The 20199-nt window shown below is 42.4% G+C and carries 19 protein-coding genes; 3 read left to right on the plus strand and 16 right to left on the minus strand.

All coding sequences use genetic code 11. The features are described from left to right. Position 1: 1 nt before the first annotated feature. The 8 genes from bslm_RS13125 to bslm_RS13150 form a co-directional block, all read right to left on the minus strand. Positions 2-1402, minus strand: coding sequence for a nucleotide sugar dehydrogenase (locus bslm_RS13125; RefSeq protein WP_015714417.1), 1401 nt, complete (start codon positions 1400-1402; stop codon positions 2-4). 493 nt (positions 1403-1895) lie between these two features. Beyond that, positions 1896-5060 (minus strand): bifunctional cytochrome P450/NADPH--P450 reductase CypB, encoded by a 3165-nt coding sequence (gene cypB, locus bslm_RS13130; protein ID WP_003246174.1) that lies wholly within the window; start codon positions 5058-5060, stop codon positions 1896-1898. A gap of 15 nt (positions 5061-5075) precedes the next feature. Next, the gene (fatR, locus tag bslm_RS13135) at positions 5076-5660 is read right to left on the minus strand and encodes a transcriptional regulator FatR (RefSeq protein ID WP_046381225.1); all 585 of its coding nucleotides are present in this window, start codon (positions 5658-5660) and stop codon (positions 5076-5078) included. Positions 5661-5882: 222 nt separating this feature from the next. Continuing rightward, complete coding sequence (locus bslm_RS13140; protein WP_017696062.1) at positions 5883-6425, minus strand: class I SAM-dependent methyltransferase; 543 nt, start codon at positions 6423-6425, stop codon at positions 5883-5885. 187 nt (positions 6426-6612) lie between these two features. Continuing rightward, positions 6613-6771 carry a hypothetical protein gene (locus bslm_RS21405; RefSeq protein WP_003229817.1) on the minus strand — a complete coding sequence of 53 codons (159 nt, stop codon included), beginning with the start codon at positions 6769-6771 and terminating at the stop codon, positions 6613-6615. A gap of 156 nt (positions 6772-6927) precedes the next feature. After that, a complete protein-coding gene (locus bslm_RS20935; RefSeq protein ID WP_004399102.1) occupies positions 6928-7077 on the minus strand; it encodes a YrzI family small protein in 150 nt (49 codons plus the stop codon). A 389-nt stretch (positions 7078-7466) separates the two neighbouring features. Continuing rightward, complete coding sequence (locus tag bslm_RS13145; RefSeq protein WP_003229815.1) at positions 7467-8267, minus strand: formate/nitrite transporter family protein; 801 nt, start codon at positions 8265-8267, stop codon at positions 7467-7469. 262 nt (positions 8268-8529) lie between these two features. After that, complete coding sequence (locus bslm_RS13150) at positions 8530-8898, minus strand: Na-translocating system protein MpsC family protein (RefSeq protein WP_003229814.1); 369 nt, start codon at positions 8896-8898, stop codon at positions 8530-8532. Positions 8899-9213: 315 nt separating this feature from the next. Between bslm_RS13150 and fdhF the strand changes: the two genes are divergently transcribed. Continuing rightward, positions 9214-12156, plus strand: coding sequence for a formate dehydrogenase subunit alpha (gene fdhF / locus bslm_RS13155; protein ID WP_010886582.1), 2943 nt, complete (start codon positions 9214-9216; stop codon positions 12154-12156). 18 nt (positions 12157-12174) lie between these two features. Continuing rightward, complete coding sequence (locus bslm_RS13160; RefSeq protein WP_003246168.1) at positions 12175-12657, plus strand: helical membrane plugin domain-containing protein; 483 nt, start codon at positions 12175-12177, stop codon at positions 12655-12657. Between the two features lie 35 nt (positions 12658-12692). On the opposite strand, the gene bslm_RS13165 is transcribed toward bslm_RS13160, so the two are convergent. The 5 genes from bslm_RS13165 to bslm_RS13185 form a co-directional block, all read right to left on the minus strand. Continuing rightward, positions 12693-12923 carry a YrhC family protein gene (locus tag bslm_RS13165; RefSeq protein ID WP_003237358.1) on the minus strand — a complete coding sequence of 77 codons (231 nt, stop codon included), beginning with the start codon at positions 12921-12923 and terminating at the stop codon, positions 12693-12695. Between the two features lie 82 nt (positions 12924-13005). Next, positions 13006-14145 (minus strand): bifunctional cystathionine gamma-lyase/homocysteine desulfhydrase, encoded by a 1140-nt coding sequence (locus bslm_RS13170; protein ID WP_015251583.1) that lies wholly within the window; start codon positions 14143-14145, stop codon positions 13006-13008. Between the two features lies 1 nt (position 14146). Then, positions 14147-15070: an O-acetylserine dependent cystathionine beta-synthase gene (locus bslm_RS13175; protein ID WP_046381226.1), complete on the minus strand. Its 924-nt coding sequence runs from the start codon at positions 15068-15070 to the stop codon at positions 14147-14149. 64 nt (positions 15071-15134) lie between these two features. Beyond that, positions 15135-15830 (minus strand): 5'-methylthioadenosine/S-adenosylhomocysteine nucleosidase, encoded by a 696-nt coding sequence (gene mtnN / locus bslm_RS13180; protein WP_009967881.1) that lies wholly within the window; start codon positions 15828-15830, stop codon positions 15135-15137. Positions 15831-15850: 20 nt separating this feature from the next. Next, complete coding sequence (locus tag bslm_RS13185) at positions 15851-16492, minus strand: class I SAM-dependent DNA methyltransferase (RefSeq protein WP_029318171.1); 642 nt, start codon at positions 16490-16492, stop codon at positions 15851-15853. Positions 16493-16684: 192 nt separating this feature from the next. Between bslm_RS13185 and bslm_RS13190 the strand changes: the two genes are divergently transcribed. Continuing rightward, positions 16685-16888 carry a YrzA family protein gene (locus bslm_RS13190; protein ID WP_014477495.1) on the plus strand — a complete coding sequence of 68 codons (204 nt, stop codon included), beginning with the start codon at positions 16685-16687 and terminating at the stop codon, positions 16886-16888. A 36-nt stretch (positions 16889-16924) separates the two neighbouring features. Here bslm_RS13190 and bslm_RS13195 read toward each other — a convergent pair whose 3' ends face one another. The 3 genes from bslm_RS13195 to greA all read right to left on the minus strand — a co-directional run bounded on the left by bslm_RS13195 (position 16925) and on the right by greA (position 19972). Continuing rightward, positions 16925-17626 carry a YrrS family protein gene (locus tag bslm_RS13195; RefSeq protein WP_046381227.1) on the minus strand — a complete coding sequence of 234 codons (702 nt, stop codon included), beginning with the start codon at positions 17624-17626 and terminating at the stop codon, positions 16925-16927. A 64-nt stretch (positions 17627-17690) separates the two neighbouring features. Beyond that, positions 17691-19445: a peptidoglycan D,D-transpeptidase FtsI family protein gene (locus bslm_RS13200; protein ID WP_046381228.1), complete on the minus strand. Its 1755-nt coding sequence runs from the start codon at positions 19443-19445 to the stop codon at positions 17691-17693. Between the two features lie 53 nt (positions 19446-19498). Beyond that, a complete protein-coding gene (gene greA, locus bslm_RS13205) occupies positions 19499-19972 on the minus strand; it encodes a transcription elongation factor GreA (protein ID WP_004399078.1) in 474 nt (157 codons plus the stop codon). Positions 19973-20199: the final 227 nt, after the last annotated feature.

A 20199-nucleotide genomic window follows, 5' to 3' on the forward strand; every position in this document is an offset into this window, starting at 1 on the left:
CTTAAAGCCTCCAATAGAGAAAGTTTTTATTCTCTACTTCCTCTCGATTAAAAATGCCTTTTAAATCAATTAAAGTATTTTTTTTTATATTTATTTTATAATTTTGATTTTGCACTTCAGAGGAAGTTGCAGCTTCCATAATTGCAGCTTCGAAAGCAACATTATTGTATACATTGATTCTATACATATTTGAAATATCAGTTAAATCAATAGATTTAAATATATTATGAGGGACAGCGAAAATTATACAGTCCATATTTTTTATATCATTAATATCATTAAGTTTAATTCTGTATTCATCCCATAAATCATCTGCATTTGCAATAGGATCTACTACCTTTATGTTGGTTTCATACTCTTGAAGCTCTCTAATTGTATTCACAACTAAGCTATTTCTTATATCCGGACAGTTCTCCTTAAATGTCACACCAAATACTGCAATTCTTGCTCCCTTAATATTCTTCCCGGCTTTTAATAACATCTTTATAGTATTTTCCGCAACATACTTTCCCATACTGTCATTTATTTTACGTCCAGCAAGAATTATTTGTGAATGATATCCTATCTCTTCAGCCTTATATGTAAGGTAATACGGATCTATTCCTATACAATGTCCGCCAACTAAGCCGGGTGAAAAGTCCATAAAATTCCATTTAGTTTTTGCAGCTTCTAAAACAGACTTTGTATCTATCCCCATTTTATTGAAAATAATTGAAAGCTCATTCATAAAGGCAATATTTATATCTCTTTGAGAATTCTCAATTACTTTAGCTGATTCCGCCACTTTAATACTTTTTGCTCTATAAACTCCTGCCTTTACAATTGTTTTATAAACTTGTGATATAATATTAAGTGACTCCCTGTCCATTCCAGCTACTACTTTTGTGACATTTTCCAAATTGTGGTGATCGTCCCCTGGGTTTATTCTTTCTGGTGAATATCCAATTTTAAAATCAATCCCACATTTAAGACCTGACTCTTTCTCTAATATTGGTGCACATATTTCTTCTGTAACGCCAGGATAAACGGTAGATTCATAGACTACAATCGAATCTTTTTTTAAGTTTCTACCTACAATAGAACTTGCCTCTTTAAGTGGAGATAAATCAGGGGTTTTATTTAAATTAATAGGAGTAGGTACAGCAATAATATGAAATCTAGAATCCAAAAGCTCTTTTTCATTATACGTAAACAAGATATCTGAATTTTTTATTTTTTCCCTTTCTACTTCATAAGTATATTTTTTACCTTTCAAATAATTTTTTATTTTATCCTCAGAAATATCAAAACCTATTACTTTAAAATATTTTCCTAATGAAATTGCAAGTGGCAATCCAACATATCCTAAACCAATAACTGATACTTTAAACTTCTTATCCCGTAAAGATTTATACAAGTTCATAATTTCCTCCCATAAATATATGCGGACATGAGAATTCTTGATAAATTACAAAGGATTCCTAAAAAACAGTTATCAAGATAAGTCAAGTATACTTAATACACACAATATAAAAACTCTGAAAATTTCAATTCGCAATTCGATTTTTCAATTGCCCTTTTTAAGTTTTAGCCCTAGCATATCAACATCAGTTGTATATAAATACCCTTAACTTGATACCTTCAGCTTCTTTGATTATTATACCATAGTTACCACAATTATACAAACATTTTTCTGGTTTTTCAGAAAATTCTTTTTGATTTTAACAAATTCAATGGCTTAAATTCCATAGATAGCTAGAAAGGAATAATACTAAACTTTCGTCCTGAACTGCCGATATTAACAATAAGGCCGGCGCGATACTCCCTATAACATCCTTTTCAGTAGATTTCATTATCGTGCCGGTTTTCTCATATGCAAAGCAATCCCGCCAATCAGATTGGCGGGATTTTATATTTTACATTCCTGTCCAAACGTCTTTCACATAACGTCTTTGATCTTGCAGCTTTTGCAGCCATACAGCTGATTCTTCCTGACTTGCTGCTTTTTCAGCTTCATATGCCAATCGCAAAGTTCTCTCTACATCAGGAGCCATTTGCGATCCATCACCGCATACGTAAATATGAGCCCCTTTTTCAATGAGTGTCATCAATTTCTGCGTATCTTGCTTGAGCAAGTGCTGGACATATCCTTTTGGTTCGTTTTCGACGCGCGAGTAGCATCGGCGGATTGTGACCAAACCGTCCTGTTCCGCTTGATCCAGCTCTTCTCTGTAAAGGTCGTCATGGTCCGGGCGGCGGCAGCCGAAGTATAAAAGTGCTTCACCAAGGGTGCTTCCTTCCTTCTTCAAAACCGATCTTGCCTGAATAAAGCCTCTGAATGGCGCAATTCCTGTGCCCGGCCCGACCATAATCATAGGCGTTTCAGGATCATTCGGCATCTGAAATCCGGACTGCGGCGTACGAATGAAGCAAGCTGCTGCATCACCTGTATTCAATTCTGCTAAATAATTAGAGGCGACACCCCGGTATTCACCTCGGCCGCTCCATGCTGAGGCTTTCACAACTCCTACCGTCATGCTCACGATATTTGCATGAACTTTCGGTGAGCTTGAAATGGAATAGTATCTCGGTTTTAGTGATGGCAAAAGTGCTAAAAACCGTTCAAACGGCATTTCGCAAGCAGGATAATCCTCTAAAAAATCAAGCATGGTAAGACGTTTTGCAAGTACCTGCTCTTTGTAAATGCCATCATCTGAAACGAGCTGTTCCAGCTCTTTTTGATGCGGCGGACAAACTGTATAAGAGGCCAGCTCCCGAAGCTGAAGCCTTGATGCCGGTTCCTGCAGCTCTACATAGGACGACAATAAATCCACTACTTTGATTGGCCGATCCATCGGCAGATGAGCCATATGAGCGCTTCCGCTTACTTTTATCACATGATTGGACTGCAAACCGAATCGGCTGAGAACCCGCTGAACAAGCTCCCTGCTGTTCTTTGGCAGGATTCCGATATGATCGCCTTCTTTATATGTTTTACCAGCCGGAATTTCCAATTCAATATGGCGGGTTGAACGCGTGCTGGCAGCTGTCTGGAGTTCTCGATTCTCTAACACAATCCCTTCAAACGCGCCATATGCTTTAGCAACCGGCGTTTCCGTCGCTTCACTGAGAAAAGTAATCGATAATGAAGGCCTGTCTTCTTTCTGGGCTATTTCGTTAATATCAAATGCGTCCATCGTTTCCTTCCAGAAGCGGTTTTCCCAAGACTCGCGGTGGCTTTCAAAATCATCGGCGGCGTCACCTTCCCCAATCGCTGTTAAACGCGATGCCCCCTTTGCTTTCATCATGTCATCAATCAGGCGGGGAATCCGCTGATACGTGCTGGCCCAGCTCCGGTTTCCGCAGCCGAATACCGCATAGGAAACACCTTTCAATTGGCCTTCCTCAAGCTCTTTCAGCCACTCTACAAATCCGGCAGCATTATCAGGCGGCGCCCCATTATAAGAAGCCGTTACAATGACGACTGCCCCTTCTTCAGGGAGCTTGCCGATATAATCATCAAGCGGAGCCGTTTCAGCTGTAAAGCCCATCTGGCGGCCTTGAGCAGCCAGTTCACCGGCTATTCCCTCAGCTGTCCCAAGATTTGAACCAAAAAGAACAAGTAAAGGTGTGCCGTGTTTAGGTTTGGTTTCTTTTGGCTTTGTTTCTGCTTTGATGTCTGCCTGTTCTTTTCTCTGTACATTGATTGCCGCTGTTTTTCGCGGTTTCACAGTAATTTTAAAATCATCCGGCTTGATCGTTAATGCTTCTTTGATTTTTAGTTCGTAGCCAGTATGGTTTATCAATTCAAAATGCTTTAATACAAGACCGAGAACCATTGTCGCTTCTTGAAGAGCAAACTGCATGCCAATACAAGCGCGCTGTCCGTTTCCAAACGGCTTATACGCATGGTGAGGGATACTTGAAGGATCCTCAAACCGTTCCGGACGGAAATCTTCCGCATCCGGTCCCCAAGCGTTTTGATCCCGGTGCAGTTTTGGAATTAAAACAGTGACTGGCTGCCCTTTGCTGATCGGATATTCCCCGCCTAGAACAGTATCCTCCTTCGCATATAGAGAAAAAGCCGGAGCTGTTGGATACAGTCTGAGGGTTTCATTTAAAACCATCCGAATGTATTTGAGCTGCTGGATTTGTTTATATTCAGGCGTGTCATCCGTTAACACGCGATCCGCTTCCTCCTGAGCTTTTTTCAGTTTTTCCGGATGTGTAAGCAGACAATAAATCGCAAAGGATAGCAACCCGCTTGTTGTCTCATGTCCAGCAATTAAAAATGTGATGATTTGGTATCGAATGTTTTCGTCATCCAGCGTTTCACCCGTTACTGGATCTTTGGCATAAAGCATGAGAGACAAGAGATCCTTAATGTTTTCATCCGGATTCGCCTTTCGCTCCGCTATCATTCTATCAACCAGGGAGTTCATGACTTCTATATCCTTTTGGAACTGCAGCTTCGTTTTCACCATCATTTTATCTTGCAGGCCCAGTCTTTTCGATTGATTCATCGCCTCTTTTAAGGCACGGAGCATACTGGTGATAAACGGATGCTGTGAATCACGGTAAAAGCTGTTGAATCGATAGTTAAACCCGCATAACCCAATCGTATCAAGCGTCAGACGTGTCATATCGTCCGCTACATCAATTTCTTCATTAGGGTTTAACCGGCTCCACTTTTGAATCAGCTGGGTTGCGATATCCAGCATCATAGAATGATAGCCTTTCATCGCTTTTTGACTAAAACTCGGCAGCAAAATGCGGTGGGCTTTTTGCCAGTTCGGTTCGTGCGTCCAGCTTGTAAATAAGCCATCTCCCCCGAACTCACGCACCTTTTGCAAGCCTTTGCCAAGGTTCTTGTCAAAGCGTTTTTCATCACACACTTCAGCCACAAGATTGTGGCCGGACACAAAAACACTGGATACTCCCGGAAAATCAAAACGGAAAATCGGTCCCAATTCATCAGCTATCCGCCATAAGGATTGAGAAAGCTGTTCTTTTTCCAGATGCGGAAGATTTTTTAAAGGTCCGTATGTTTTGGGCTGAGGTATTGCGCTTGCCTGTTTCATTAACATCTCCCTTTCCTATTTTTGTGATGAATGAAGCTTAATGGCGTCCCAGCAGCATTGTTCCAATTCAGTAATTAAATCAGTGTCCATCTCTATATCACCTGTTTGAACGAGCTGATATATCTTGAGAAACGCCCCTAATACAATCGCAATTAACACATTAGAGGGCAGGCTGCGAATCACGCCTTCCGCTTTTCCCTTATTAAAATAGTCATCAAGCATTTGAGTCAGATTTTCTATCATTTTTTTGCTTGTATGATTTAAGTAATGAGCGTCTTTTTTGGTTTCAAGAAAAAAAAGCGCATAGTCGCTCTCTTTCGTAAACTGAACGAGACAGCAAAATACGTGGTGAAAGCCTTCTCTGACAGGCAATTCTGAAACGTCTTGCTTCAGTTTTTCCGTAAATCGCTGGATGCTTTCTTGAAACAGTACGTTAACGAGTGTTTCTTTGCTGTCAAAATAACGATAGATCGTTCCTGTCCCTACATGAGCACGTTCAGCTATCATAGGAATAGTGGTAGCGTCAAAACCCCTTTCCGTAAAAAGTGAGACTGACGCTTTCATAATCATGTCGTATTTACTGCTGGATGCGGGTATCATGTAATCTGACAACCTCCGATTCGTTTGCGGAATGAATATTCATTCCTTTTGTTCACAAAGAATGTCTGCCCTGTCTGATATCACCTCTTTGTTCTTTCTTCTGTTATAAGTTTATATGAAAAAAACTTTTTTTAATATAAAGTATATGCAAAAAATAAAAAATTAAGAAAATATACCCAAATCCTAATGCGAGGATCTTGGATATATTTCCCGAGAAATTTTTTATTTAACAGCCACAATACATAGACAGGAATCACGCCTGATAACAGAAAGATCCCTGAAATGCTGGTCTTTCAGCAGTTGAATATACGTTTTCTCTTTTTCACCGGTATTTGTGTCAATACTGATATAAAACCGGCCGTCAATTTGAAGCACCCTGTAAATTTCTCTTAATGCAAGCCTAATATTGGTGCAGCTTTGAACCGTATGTAAAGAAAAGACTTTATTAAAGGTACGGTCATCAAAGGGAATGTCCTCTGGATAGCCATGAAAAACCTCCCCGTTCCCCATGTTCTTTCGATTCGCACGTGATATCTGTCTTACCTTTCGTTTTGAAGGATCAATGCTTTTTAGGCTTCCCTTTTCTAGTTTCTTGGTTATGCTTTTAAAGACAGTTCCGTTTCCAATTCCAATTTCTAAAATTCTGTCATTTTCTTGTATATCTATAGAGTCAATCATCATATGCTCAATTGTTTTGGTTAGCTTATATTTCCGAGAAAATAATTTCCAAAAATTCGATCGTTTATAGAGTCTATTTTCTAGCATTTTAAACACCTGCTTTTGGTTTCCTATGTTTATTTATTATATTCAAAAAATAAACATCATCTTCATTCTAAAAGTGAAGGAAGGTACCAACTAGACGGCAATGTATTGAAAAATGTTTCAATAGAACTAAACTTTTTCATTTTTTTCCGCAAAAAAAGCAGAAAACAAAATGTTTTCTGCCCTCTTTCTAATGCCAATGATAAGGGAATACATACAGCCTTTGCTGCTGCATCGCCATCAGCCTCTGCTGTCGGAATGGATTTCCATAACCATGTTTGAAGGAATGCGGCATGGACGCATAACCATGGCCAATCGACGGCAGCCTTTTTTGATAATCGTTCATCATGCCATCACCTGCCTCACAGTAACGTTGATTTATTGTATGCAGGCAGGCATTTTCTTGACAGTCGTATCGCTAAACTTGGTCCTTCTCCATTGTATAATGCATCAATAATTCCATTCTAAGCATATGCCATTCCCCCTTCAGTTTTTTTCGTTGCTTTTAGCGCCAGTTTGTTAAATAAAGATGCTTTAACTGAGACTCTTTCATTTCATCATAAATTTGTTCAATCTGCTGTTCTCGTTCGAATTCTTCCAGGCTTTTAAACCGTTTTTTAATCGTTAACGTTAAAAAGAATAGGTTAATCGTCATATCGCTCACCCCCTTTCAAAGTCCGCATCAAGCGAAATAACCCGCGGCACACCCCTTCTGCCGCGGGCAAATAAAAACCGCAGACAAAGAAGACACCAATGCCTCTACTGCCTGCGGGGAGTTGCGTATGTCCGACTATTCCGAATTTAATGCGTGCGATAAGCATCGGTTAAGGAAGGACACGAACTCTTCCACAGGCTGAATAAACCATGAACTTTTACATGTGTATCACGTACAGGTTGACGTCGTTGTCTCATTGTCATTTTGGTTCAGCCTCCTTTGCTTTTTTTCTTACTTTGTAAGTATATCCACCAAATTCCATTTTGTAAACATCTTTTTCTAAAAATGGACGGAAATTGTGCAAATCATCGAATGGATTTGCCCGTTGGTCATGACACCTGCTTCATTTCTTTTCTGGAACGGTCTTTCTTATGATATGCAATAAAATAAATGAGACCGACAAATACAGCTCCGCCGATGACATTACCGATAAAAGCCGGAATGATGTTTCCGATGAACTGCCCCCACGTGAATGAGCCTGCAAAAATGGCAGCAGGAATCACAAACATGTTGGCGACAACGTGCTGAAATCCGATAGCCACAAAAGCCATGATTGGGAACCAGATGCCAAGGATTTTTCCTGCTGCGTCTTGGGCGCCGAAAGAAAGCCACACTGCAAGACATACAAGCCAGTTACAGCCGATGGCGGAAATGAGAACCTTGCCAAAGCTCATATCAAGCTTTCCTTGGGCAACGGCAATCGTTTTTTCTAAATAAGGACCTGTTTCAGTCAATCCAACCAAATGCCCGAAAAAGTAAGCAACAAACAATGCGCCGATTAAGTTCATAATTGTGACGATTCCCCAGTTAATCGCTAACTCTTTTACTGATATTTTTCTCGAAAATAACGCCATCGCAACTGACATCATATTACCTGTGATCAGTTCAGCGCCAGCGAGAACGACAAGGATCAGGCCGACTGGAAATACTGCTGCACCAATCAAACTGGACAGGCTCCCCCATTCTTTCGGAAGATCGCCAATTACCCTGATATCAAGCAAATACCCAAGCGCGATAAATGCACCGCCTAAAAACCCCAGCACAAGCAGTGACGGCAGCGGGAGCTTTATTTTTTTCATCCCTGCTTCAATTGCTGCTTCCGCTATTTCATCCGGTTTTCGAAAAGCCATAATAAAACGCCTCCATTACTTCTTCTTTTCTCACAGTTATGCAAGAAAGGCAATAAAAAAGGCAGCACTCAAATAACCTGTGTCAAACCAGGCGTTTGAATGCTGCCTAACTTGTATGCATACCCATACAACAATATCAAGCAGTATATAAGATATTGAAAGAGAATATATACAGTTCGTGCATACATTCCATTGCTTTAGCCTTCTATAACTGTAGCAACATCATATCAAATGTGACAAATTTGTGTCAATGACAAATATACTAGCTTTGCAGAACTTCTTTTTGCTCATCTATTTTTCGGTCAAAAACAAATACAGATACAGCGATGTTTTCCTCAATTTTAATATCAGAAAATAAATGGACTAGCTTAGCTCCCATGAGTTCCTCCATTCCTTCCGGTGTTTGTTTGGAATAAAGGTCTTGAATTAGGCTTGTCCGGGCCGCATGTACCATCTCTCTTCCTTCAGGCGTGCGGGCGATAAACTGCTCGCTTGCACTCAGATTTCCGTATAGTGTTGAAACTGCCATGTTTTCTACAAATACAGTATGAATTCTCTCAGGCCCTTTTCCGAACAATTCTTTGCGAAGTTTTCGAATGATATCATTGAATTCATGAATTTTTTTAGACATGCTGATTACCCCTTCCGATATTGCCTTATAAAGGCTTTTCCCGGTTCCCCTCAGGACATTTCACTTGGTTAAAATTTTCCTGCCATATTGTATTATAATAAATATCACATTATAATAAAAGCAGTGTTGATGGATTTGTAATAGGATCTTGTTATGAGTCTATCGTTTTATAAAAATCAAGGATTGGTCTGTTAGTAAGACTTGCTAGTGAACTATTCCGCCATGTGTGTTTACACCTTCTTAGAATTAAGGGCAGGTGTATCTATACATGGCTTTTTTTGACTTCTTGAAAGAAAGATGGAGGGGAATATGAATATGATGGACGTTAAGTCGATCAGTGTCCGTGTAGACGGAACAGAAATTCAAGCACGAGCAGGGGCCACAATTTTAGATATTTTAAATGAAAACGGAATTGAGTACCCGCAGATTTGCCACGTACCAGAGGTTGACCCGATTCAAACTTGTGATACTTGCATAGTAGAGGCAAACGGCAAGCTGGTTCGTTCATGCGCGACGGTTGCAGAGAACGGGATGTCTATTGATCTTTCAGGAAATCGAGTGAAAGAAGCGCAAACCGAAGCGATGGACCGCCTTCTTGAAAATCATTTGCTGTATTGTACAGTTTGCGATAACAACAATGGAAACTGTACGCTGCATAATACAGCGGAAATGATGGGGATCGAGCATCAAAAATACCCATACACGCCAAAAGAAGATCCTTCTTGCGCGGTTGATATGTCTCATCCTTTTTACCGCTATGATCCAAACCAATGTATTGCCTGCGGCCAGTGTGTTGAGGTCTGTCAAAACCTTCAGGTAAATGAAACACTCTCAATCGACTGGGAACGCGAACGCCCTCGCGTCATTTGGGATGAGGGAGTTCCGATCAATGAATCTTCCTGTGTCAGCTGCGGTCAGTGTGTCACAGTATGTCCATGTAATGCACTGATGGAAAAATCAATGCTCGGGCAGGCTGGTTTTATGACAGGCATTAAAGAGGACGTCATGGAACCGATGATTGATCTCGTGAAAAATGTTGAACCGGGGTATGGCAGCATTTTTGCCATTTCTGAAGTCGAAGCGGCAATGCGTGAAACGAGAACGAAAAAAACGAAAACTGTATGTACGTTCTGCGGTGTCGGGTGTTCATTTGAAGTATGGACAAAAGGACGGGATATTTTAAAGATCCAGCCTGTTTCTGATGCTCCGGTTAACGCGATTTCCACATGTGTCAAAGGGAAATTCGGCTGGGATTTTGTCAATTCAAAAGAGCGGATCACAAAGCCTTTAATCCGTAAAAACGGAGCCTTTGTGGAATCTTCTTGGGAAGAAGCCCTCGATCTTGTCGCAAGCAGATTAGGATCAATTAAAGAGCAGTACGGTAAAGGCTCTGTAGGATTTATTTCTTCTTCTAAAATTACGAATGAAGAAAACTACGTCATTCAAAAACTAGCGCGTCAGGTATTTGAAACAAACAACGTCGATAACTGCTCACGCTACTGCCAGTCTCCTGCTACAGACGGATTGTTCCGCACTGTCGGCATGGGCGGTGACGCCGGCACGATTAAAGATATTGCCAAAGCAGGCCTGGTCATCATTGTCGGTGCCAATCCGGCGGAAGGACACCCAGTGCTCGCAACACGCGTCAAACGGGCACACAAGCTCCACGGTCAAAAACTGATTGTTGCTGACCTGCGTAAAAATGAGATGGCTGAGCGATCTGATCTGTTCATCAGCCCTAAACAAGGCACAGACCAAGTTTGGCTGATGGCTGTTACGAAATATATGATCGACCAAGGCTGGCACGATCAGGCGTTTATTGATGAGAACGTCAATTACTTTGAAGATTATAAAGAAACCCTTAAAACGTATACGCTTGATTATGCAGAACGCATCACAGGCCTTTCAAAAGAAAACATCATTCAAATTGCTGAAATGATTCGTGATGCTGACGGCACTTGTGTCCTTTGGGGAATGGGTGTCACACAAAATACAGGCGGTTCTGATACATCAGCAGCCATTTCAAACCTGCTTCTCGCTACGGGCAACTATCGCCGTCCAGGTGCCGGCGCTTATCCTCTGCGCGGACACAATAACGTGCAAGGCGCATGTGATATGGGAACATTGCCTGGCTGGCTGCCGGGATATCAGCATATTACAGATGACAAAGCACGCGCTAAATTTGAAGAGGCATATGGTGTCGAGATTGATGGAAAGCCTGGTTTAGATAATATTCAAATGCTTCATGCCATTGAAGAAGGAAAAATGAAAGCTATGTATCTTGTCGGTGAGGATATGGCACTGGTCGATTCAAACGCGAACCATGTGCATGATATTTTATCAAGCCTTGATTTCTTCGTGGTACAGGACATCTTCCTGTCAAGAACAGCTCAATATGCTGATGTCGTCTTGCCGGCCACTCCTTCACTTGAAAAAGACGGAACATTTACCAACACAGAACGCCGTGTCCAGCGATTGTATCAGGCGCTTCCGACGCTTGGTGACGCAAAACCGGACTGGTGGATTATTCAAGAGGTGGCAAACCGTTTAGGAGCGAATTGGAATTACAGCCATCCAAGTGACATTTTCTCTGAAATGGCGAGTCTTTCTCCTCTGTTTGCCAAAGCAAGCTATGAGGTGCTTGAAGGCTGGAACAGCTTCCTATGGGGCAGCTTCACAGGTGAAAGCACACCGCTTCTGTATGAAGACGGATTTAATTTCCCTGACAAAAAAGCCCGCTTTGCCCTTTCTGATTGGACCGAGCCAGCGGCATTTCCGGAGGAATATGACCTTCATATCAATAACGGCCGGATGCTGGAGCATTTCCACGAAGGAAACATGACAAATAAATCGAAAGGCATCCAAGCGAAAGTGCCGAATGTATTCGTTGAGATCTCACCTGAGCTTGCACAAGAGCGAGGTGTTTGTGACGGTTCGCTTGTACGGCTCGTTTCTCCGTTCGGAGCAGTCAAATTGAACGCGCTGATCACAGACCGGGTACGGAAAAATGAACTCTATTTGCCAATGAACTCGACAGACAAGGAGTCAGCGATTAACTTCTTGACGGGCCCTGCAGCTGATAAACGGACGAACACGCCTGCTTATAAACAGACAAAGGTCCGCATGGAAGTGCTTGGCGGCTGTGAAACAGCGCCGCTTCCAAAAACAAATCCGCGCAACAAAAAACGGCATCCGCAAAACGGAGTCGAAGCAGAAAGAAAATGGAACCGCCCTGGCTATGTACATCTGACTGATTAAACGATAGGAGGAAAACGAATGGCCACTCCGATTACGACGATCAAAAAAGAAACAAAAACAGCTGAGCAAATTAAGCTTGAAAAAATAGAAGAACTGAAAGAGCTGCTGGCGGAAAATGAGGACGCCGTCTCTAAAACGATGACGTTAATGAATGAACTCAATGATCTTGGAATTTTTGATGCGGCAACAAGCATGCTCAGAGCGAAGGAAGACATTGCCAAGATTGCGCTTGGCCAAGTTTCCCGCGAGCCTGTCACCAACCTCATCAACACGATGATGGCCGCCGGAGGCGCATTGACAAAAGCCGATCCTGAGTTTACAGCAAAGCTTTTAGAAAGCGTAATGGCTGGGACTGAACAGGCACAAAGCTTTTTAAAAGAAGACAAGAAAGTCGGGATTCTCGACCTGTTAAAAGCAATGAACGATCCTGACATCAACAGAGCCGTCGGGTTCGGCCTTCAGTTTTTAAAAGGCATGGGAAAAGAACTTCGAGAACAATAACAGAAAAACAGCCATCTCTGATGATGGCTGTTTTTTTATTCGTCGGCTTCTTCCAGACGCTTCTTGTAAATAAGTGAACGGTCAGCGCAAAAGAAGGCACCGGCTAAAAATACGCAATCCGCTAAAAACATAGTCGATTTCTGGCCTAATGTTAAGCCTTGATCAGGGAGAACTGCGCCTATATATAAAAAAGTGCTGACTGCAAGCAATGTAAAAGCAAAATGCTTGTAGTCTTCTTTTAAAGATTTCATTCTATTTTTGTTCAAAAGAATCACCTGCCAGATTCATAGTATACGACTATTATAATATAATCCGGCGGCTTACAGAGAAAGTAATTCTATCCATTTGTTATATATTTTCAAGCGCTTGGCCGATATCTTCCAACAAGTCTTCCGCATCTTCAATTCCTACAGAAATTCTGATCAAGCCGTCCGTAATGCCGAGCTCAAGCCGGCGTTCTCTCGGAATAGAGGCATGTGTCATTCTTGCAGGAACAGAAATTAAGCTTTCAACCGCCCCCAGGCTTTCAGCAATGGTAAACAGTTTCAGATTTCCTAAAAATGCATCAACCCGTTCTTTACTGCCAATATCAAAGGAGATCATGCCGCCGAAGCCCGATCCTTGCGTTTTTGCAAGCTCATGTCCGGGATGATTTGAAGAACCAGGGTAATATAACGTTTGGACAGCAGGGTGATTCTCAAGAAAGCTTGCGATTTTCCGCGCATTTTGATCGATCGCTTCCATTCTGAGTCCCAACGTTTTGATTCCTCTCATTAACAGCCAGGAATCTTGGGGGCCGAGCACGCCGCCTGTGGAGTTTTGCACAAAATGCAGCTCTTCTCCAAGCTCTTTCGAAGCTGTCACAACTAAACCTCCGACGACATCACTGTGTCCGCCAAGATATTTTGTCGCACTGTGAAGTACGATATCAGCGCCTAAAGTAAGCGGCTGTTGAAAATAAGGAGTGTTAAAGGTGTTGTCTACGATAAGCAGAACACCCGCTTCTTTTGCGATATCAGCCATGAGCGTCAAGTCGGTGATTTTGAGCAACGGGTTTGTCGGTGTCTCAATATAAATGGCTTTTGTATTAGGGCGAATCGCTTTTTCAACTTCTTCCCTGCTGCTCGTATCAACAAATGTTGATTCAATGCCAAGACGGTTAAGCACCTTTGTCATCACGCGGTATGTTCCGCCGTACACATCATCAGTCAACACGACATGATCTCCGCTGTTAAACAGCATCATAACCGCTGTAATGGCAGCCATTCCTGAACTGAACGCATAACCTGCTTCCCCGCCTTCCAGTTCTGTCACAAGTGCTTCGAGAGCGGTTCGAGTCGGATTGGCCGTTCTTGAATACTCGTAGCCTGTATGCTGCCCTGCTTTCGGCTGCTTGTACGTGCTTACTTGATAAATCGGCACGGAAACTGCGCCTGTTTTCTCATCACCTGTGATTCCGCCATGTATCATCAATGTTTTTTTCTTCATATCAGATGCCTCCTTCGTATATTTGTTTGCTGATATATCGATCGCTGCTGTCAGGAAATACTGTGACAATGTTAGTTCCAGCGGATACTTTTTTCGCTTCCTCCAATGCCGCATAAAGCGCTGCACCTGAAGAGCTTCCGATCAGCAGGCCTTCTTTTTCTGCCGCTTCTTTCACAAGTCTAAACGCATTCTCATCTGTTACGGTGTAGATCTCGTCAAAATGGCTCTTATCCATATAATCGGGGATAAACTCCATGCCGATGCCCTCTGTTTTATGAGCGTGGGGCTCTCCTCCGTTTAAAATCGAGCCCACCGGTTCAACAATCACCGTTTTGACTGCTGGATTTTTTTCTTTTAAGAAGGAAGCTGTCCCTGCGAATGTGCCTCCTGATCCTGCCCCTGCGACAAATGTATGAATATTCCCGTCAAGCGCTTCCCACATTTCAGGTCCAAGCGTCTTATAGTAAGTCGATGGATTTACTCGGTTTTTAAATTGCAAAACGCAATAAGAATTTTCAATTTCAGTCTCCAGCTGAATGGCTTTTTGAATGGCTCCCTGCATTCCGTCTTGACGCGGTGTATGAATGATTGATGCGCCAAGCGCTTGCATAATTTGCTGTTTCTCTCTGCTGAAATGTTCAGGGACACAGAAAATCGCTTTCAGCCCATATTTTCTGGCACTTAACGCAAGGCCGATCCCTGTATTGCCTGCCGTAGCTTCTATAATCACTCCGCCGGGTTTCACTTTGCCTGAATCGAGCGCGTCACGAATCAGCATATCTCCCAGTCTGTCTTTGATGCTTCCCCCTGGATTCATCATTTCAAGCTTGGCATACACCGCGACTCCTTCTGGAACATCAAAGTTCTTCAAGCGGAGAAGCGGTGTATTCCCAATCAGCTCGGTAATGTCCGTAATCACTGTCATATATGTCCTCCTCCTTAATAGAGGTTGTTTTTAGAGAAAAACGGAGGAGAACGTTCTCCCCGTTTTAATGAATTCGTTTGATCACCTTTAACACAAGCTCTGTTGAATGGACAGCCGCCTGCTCTAAAAATTGGTCAAATGAAACATGTGATTCTTTTCCTGCAATATCAGATAACGCTCTGATGACGACAAACGGCGTTTTAAATTGATGGCACACTTGAGCCACTGCCGCAGCCTCCATTTCAACCGCGTACAGATCAGAAAATCTCGCACGCACCTCTTCAACCCGCTTCGGATCGTTCATGAAAGAATCGCCTGTTGCAATTGTTCCTTTTGCAACCTGAATGCCGTCGAGTTCAGATACCGCTTCTTCAGTGATGCTGATCAGCTTTTCATCCGCCGCATAAGCAGCCGGAAGACCCGGCACTTGGCCGTATTCATAGTCAAAAGCCGTTACGTCTACATCATGGTGGCGAACGTCAGTGGAAATAACAACATCCCCTACATTCAATGTATGATGAAATCCGCCGGCTGAGCCTGTGTTAATGACATAATCAGGCTTGTAACGGTCAAGCAGAAGCGTCGTGCTGATCGCAGCATTTACTTTTCCAATTCCTGATTTTAAAAGAATCACTTCAGTTCCTTCATATTCGCCTGTTGTAAATTCACAGTGTGCGATCGTTTCTGTTTTTGCATTTTCAAGTTTGTTTCTTAAGATGGTAACTTCCTCTTCCATTGCTCCGATGACTGCTAGTCTCATCTATTCACATTCCCTTCACTTTACCGTTTGATCGCCTCCATTATCCACACGAAGTCGTTTTGCTGAGTGAATCGGACTGCAAAACCTTCAGCTGTAAACATTTCTTTCAACGCATCCAATGTAGGATAATGCTCTGTCTCTAAATCATTTGCAAGCTGATAAAAGCCTTGAGAACGGGCTTTATCGATAGCCTGTTGATACGCTTGCGCATTTTCAAAGACGGTATCGGCAAACACTATTTTATCATGCAAGTGAAGGTATTTGCCATATTGCTTTATGGCAGCCCGCTTTTCTTCGTCAGTTAAATGATGAAAAGCATATGAACTGACAATCGTATCAGCCTGAAATGGCGGCTCAGGGAATGTCAGGAAGTCTCCATCAACGATTTCCGTCCTGCCTGAGAGCTTGTCAGAAGCCAGTTTACGCATTGCTGGAGAAGGTTCGATTCCAAATACAGTTTTGCCTGCATCGAGCAGCTTAGCTGTCAAATTCCCGGTCCCCGGGCCAAATTCTAACACATGCGTTCCAGATTTGCTGACGATGGCATCAAGGATATGATCGTAGCCTCTGAACGCTTCTTTATACTGAATATCTAAACCTTGTACTGTTTGATCATAAGTTGCTGCCCAATCTTCAAAGAGAGGGATAAATTCACGTCCCATATTTGTCACACTCCATATTTAATAATTCCTATAAGCATACTATGAATTAATGATGGAACAGTTCCTATAATACCACATCTTCTGAAAAGCAGGTACTAAAACACTTTGTGTATTTTATGCCATCTCATATTGCGCATTGACCGCAAAAAAGCTTATACTTCATATGACTTGTGAAAGCTGGAGGGTCAAGATATGAATTTTCAATTAGATCTGATTAAAGACAAAGTGGAATTTTTTGAAGCGGCTTCATTGCAGGAGCTTGAAAAGAAAATCAATACACAAATTGAAAACAATAAAGCCATCATGCTCCGGGTGAAATCTGTTTCACACCAAACTGCTGTGGCAGAAGGAAGAATATTGTACAGCGCGGTGGTTCATTTCGCAGCTGAAGCCTAAAACAAAAGCAGCCGGTTGTAACCCGGCTGCTTTTGTTTATTTTAGCTTTTCTACTTTTGTCGGCTTCCAGCCTTTTTTATCAACCCATGTAATCGTGACTTGATATTTATTCCCAGTCGCCTTGTCCAAAATCTTGCCTTTGGCATCCTGAGGGCTACCGTTATTTCCGAGCCAGAGCACCGTCATGTTATCTGTTGAGACACCAGTTGCGTACGAGATGGCTTTCAGCATCTCAGCCCAGTCTTGTGAGCTTGAATCATAAGTAGCGGCATGCTCGCCAGTCTGCTCAGTTCCGACTGCTTTCCAGTCAGGATTTTCATACGTTTTTTCCACATCGCTCGATGAGCCGCCTTCTGTTACTTTTGCATCTTTAAGCCCGTCACCGGCTGAATCTGAGCTTGAATCTGAATCAGAGTCATCTTTTTTAGAAGAAGAATCATCTTTTTTGGAATCAGAGTCAGAAGACTTCTCAGAATCCTTTTCGCTGTCAGATGTATCTTTCTTGCTGTCTTTTATATCCTCATCCGATTTCTTTTCCGTCTTTCCTGAAGCCGGAGATTCCTGTTTTTGCGCCGTTTCAGAATCCTTGCTGACATCTTTGCTAGAAGGACTGTTAATGAAGAGATTTGCTGCTACTACGACAATTAGTATGGATACGATTGCGATTAAAATGTTAAGCACTAAATTGGCTTTTCTGCGTTTATCACGATTTTCATAACGAGATTGATTATTGCTCAATAATTCTGCACTCCTTTATCCCTCTTGGCTCAGCATATATTTTAACATGTGCTGAGAAGTTGTTCTATTTCTGATTGATTTCAATTTCGTGTACTTTTTTAACAATATCATAAAACACCGAATTTGTCAGAGCCTTATCTCCCGGTGTATCCATGTGTAAAACAACCAGAGCGTATTTCGGCTTATCCGCGGGAAAATATCCGGCAAACCATTTTTCATAGAGCGTTTCCTTCTCTTTTGAAAGCTTGCCTGTCTGGGCTGTGCCCGACTTCCCTGCTACAGTATACGGAAGATCTTGAAACCTTCTGCCCGTTCCGGAAGGAGATTCTACCACCCGCCGCAGTATTTTTTGAAGCTGCTGTGACGTATATTTGTCTATCGTCTCCCCTTTGAGCTTCTGATCTTTAAACGTAACGAGCGTTGTGCCGTTCTTATACTCAATTTGTTCGGCAATTTTCACCTGCCGTTTTTCTCCGCCGCGGGCGATTGTCGCCATCATATTGGCTACCTCCAGCGGCGTTACCTTTACATTTTTCTGCCCGATTGCTGTTTGCGCAATGGCTTTTTTGACTGATTTGTCTTTTTCATCCCCCCAAATCACGCCGCTTTTTTCGTTATACAGCTGGCGGAAATCGGTTTCGTGGTACAGTTTTCCCTCCCAGCCTGCCCGATCAGTGAGAGCCAGCTTCTCGGACATATCTTCAATAACCGAGCTGTCTTTTTTCATTAATTGTTCTGCAAGACTCGTAAATGTGTAATTACAGCTTTGGGCAAAACTTTCATCAAAAGACAAGGTTCCTTTGTCGTCCCCCGGTTCCCCATACAGGTTTAAATTGCAATTAAAGGTTTGACTAGGCTTCACCATATTATTTTCGATTGCAGCTGCGGCAATGACTGTTTTAAAAACTGATCCGGGATAGATTGGCGTCAGCATATAATTTTGAAGTGTGTTTTGCCGGGACACGTCTGCATCTGGTTTGCTTACAATTCCCAGAACACTGCTATTTTCGATGTCCAGCAGCACAGCTCCTCCCTTTTTCAGCCCCTGTTCATCCAATACCTCCTCCATCGCTTTTTGAATGCTTTGATCGATCGTTGTTTTGATCTGGAGCGGATAAAATGTATTGGCTTCAGCTGTATATTTGACGTCCATGCCAAACAAAGGGTTTCCTTTTCCGTCCACATGATATAAAAGCTTTGTGTCTTGTTCCGGAAGCAAAAACTCGTCAAATGTCCGTTCTAAACCGGTTGTTCCGATTTCTGTTGTAATCGGAAGGCTCTCCTTGTCAGGATATTTCTTGCGAAGCAGCGCCGGATCTTGGTTCGTGCTCCCTATCGTATGTGAAGCAAGGCTGGGCTTGTCTTCATTCTCCATATATACGCCGTAAATGCCGGGATATTTCAAAGAATTGATTTTTGTGATAGATTGTTTTGAAAGTGTTTTGATTTTCTTTTGCTGCAAAATGACCGGTTTTTTTGCCTTACCTAGTGTCTGGCGCAAATCATCTTCAGACATGCCGAGGATGTCCGCAACTTTTTTGATCGGCCAATCCTGCGTCAACAGAAAAGGGAACAAAACAACCGCAGGCTCGCTTTGTCCTGTCAGCGCCCGCCCGTTTCGATCTAAAAAAGAGCCTCTTCCATCTGAAATAAGCACTTCCTCCGTCCGCTGTTTCACACTTTCTTGAATCAAATTAATTTTCTTTTTAGAAAATGATTCTGTGAAAAACAGCTGGATTTCTGCAAGCCTCAGCAGAAGCAGAAAAAATACAATCAAAAAAGCGATGACTGCCAGCTTCATTCGTTTCGATATCTTCATAAAAAAACACCTCACCCACATTGTGGACGAGGTGTTTCGCTGCTAAACAGATATTATGAAATTTTCACAATTTTCACGAGCATTTCTCCGCCCGGTGTTTGTACTGTGACTTCTTCATCTACTTTTTTGCCCAAGAGGCTTTTTGCGATCGGTGAATCGTTTGAGATTTTCCCTTCAAACGGGTCAGCTTCCGCGCTTCCGACGATCGTATATGATTCTTCATCACCGTCAGGCAGTTCGACGAAAGTGACGGTTTTACCCAAACCGACAACGTTAGAGCCGCCGTCATCTTCAATGATTTTCGCATTGCGAATCATATTTTCAAGAGTCGTCACGCGGCCCTCTACAAATGCCTGCTCTTCTTTCGCTGAATCGTATTCAGAGTTCTCGGAAAGGTCTCCGAAGCTTCTCGCAATTTTGATTCGCTCTACTACTTCTTTTCGTTTAACCGTTTTCAAATATTCTAATTCTTGTTCAAGTTTTTGTTTTCCTTCTGCAGTCATAGGAAAAACTTTCTCTTGTGCCATGTCCCTTCACTCCTTCTGGTTGTCCCTCAACATCTTCGATTATGTATGAGAGCATAAACTAAAAAATACAAGAATGAGAACACAGGGCAGTCCTCGTTCTTCTCTCCCATATAGGTACTGTTTATCTTAAACTGAATCGTGTCGTTCTGCAAATATTTCGCGTTTATAAACAGGGAAAGAAGGGAATTCGCACATTCCCTTCCTGCCTATACATAATATGGTCAGAG

The organism is Bacillus sp. LM 4-2 (genome assembly GCF_000978495.1).
GTDB lineage: Bacteria > Bacillota > Bacilli > Bacillales > Bacillaceae > Bacillus > Bacillus subtilis.

What these genes read in the sequence shown, in the direction of transcription:
- bslm_RS13125 (WP_015714417.1), bottom strand. Translation starts at nt 1,402, where the DNA reads ATGAACTTGTATAAATCTTTACGGGATAAGAAGTTTAAAGTATCAGTT.
- cypB (WP_003246174.1), bottom strand. Translation starts at nt 5,060, where the DNA reads ATGAAACAGGCAAGCGCAATACCTCAGCCCAAAACATACGGACCTTTA.
- fatR (WP_046381225.1), bottom strand. Translation starts at nt 5,660, where the DNA reads ATGATACCCGCATCCAGCAGTAAATACGACATGATTATGAAAGCGTCA.
- bslm_RS13140 (WP_017696062.1), bottom strand. Translation starts at nt 6,425, where the DNA reads ATGCTAGAAAATAGACTCTATAAACGATCGAATTTTTGGAAATTATTT.
- bslm_RS21405 (WP_003229817.1), bottom strand. Translation starts at nt 6,771, where the DNA reads ATGATGAACGATTATCAAAAAAGGCTGCCGTCGATTGGCCATGGTTAT.
- bslm_RS20935 (WP_004399102.1), bottom strand. Translation starts at nt 7,077, where the DNA reads ATGACGATTAACCTATTCTTTTTAACGTTAACGATTAAAAAACGGTTT.
- bslm_RS13145 (WP_003229815.1), bottom strand. Translation starts at nt 8,267, where the DNA reads ATGGCTTTTCGAAAACCGGATGAAATAGCGGAAGCAGCAATTGAAGCA.
- bslm_RS13150 (WP_003229814.1), bottom strand. Translation starts at nt 8,898, where the DNA reads ATGTCTAAAAAAATTCATGAATTCAATGATATCATTCGAAAACTTCGC.
- fdhF (WP_010886582.1), top strand. Translation starts at nt 9,214, where the DNA reads ATGATGGACGTTAAGTCGATCAGTGTCCGTGTAGACGGAACAGAAATT.
- bslm_RS13160 (WP_003246168.1), top strand. Translation starts at nt 12,175, where the DNA reads ATGGCCACTCCGATTACGACGATCAAAAAAGAAACAAAAACAGCTGAG.
- bslm_RS13170 (WP_015251583.1), bottom strand. Translation starts at nt 14,145, where the DNA reads ATGAAGAAAAAAACATTGATGATACATGGCGGAATCACAGGTGATGAG.
- bslm_RS13175 (WP_046381226.1), bottom strand. Translation starts at nt 15,070, where the DNA reads ATGACAGTGATTACGGACATTACCGAGCTGATTGGGAATACACCGCTT.
- mtnN (WP_009967881.1), bottom strand. Translation starts at nt 15,830, where the DNA reads ATGAGACTAGCAGTCATCGGAGCAATGGAAGAGGAAGTTACCATCTTA.
- bslm_RS13185 (WP_029318171.1), bottom strand. Translation starts at nt 16,492, where the DNA reads ATGGGACGTGAATTTATCCCTCTCTTTGAAGATTGGGCAGCAACTTAT.
- bslm_RS13190 (WP_014477495.1), top strand. Translation starts at nt 16,685, where the DNA reads ATGAATTTTCAATTAGATCTGATTAAAGACAAAGTGGAATTTTTTGAA.
- bslm_RS13200 (WP_046381228.1), bottom strand. Translation starts at nt 19,445, where the DNA reads ATGAAGATATCGAAACGAATGAAGCTGGCAGTCATCGCTTTTTTGATT.
- greA (WP_004399078.1), bottom strand. Translation starts at nt 19,972, where the DNA reads ATGGCACAAGAGAAAGTTTTTCCTATGACTGCAGAAGGAAAACAAAAA.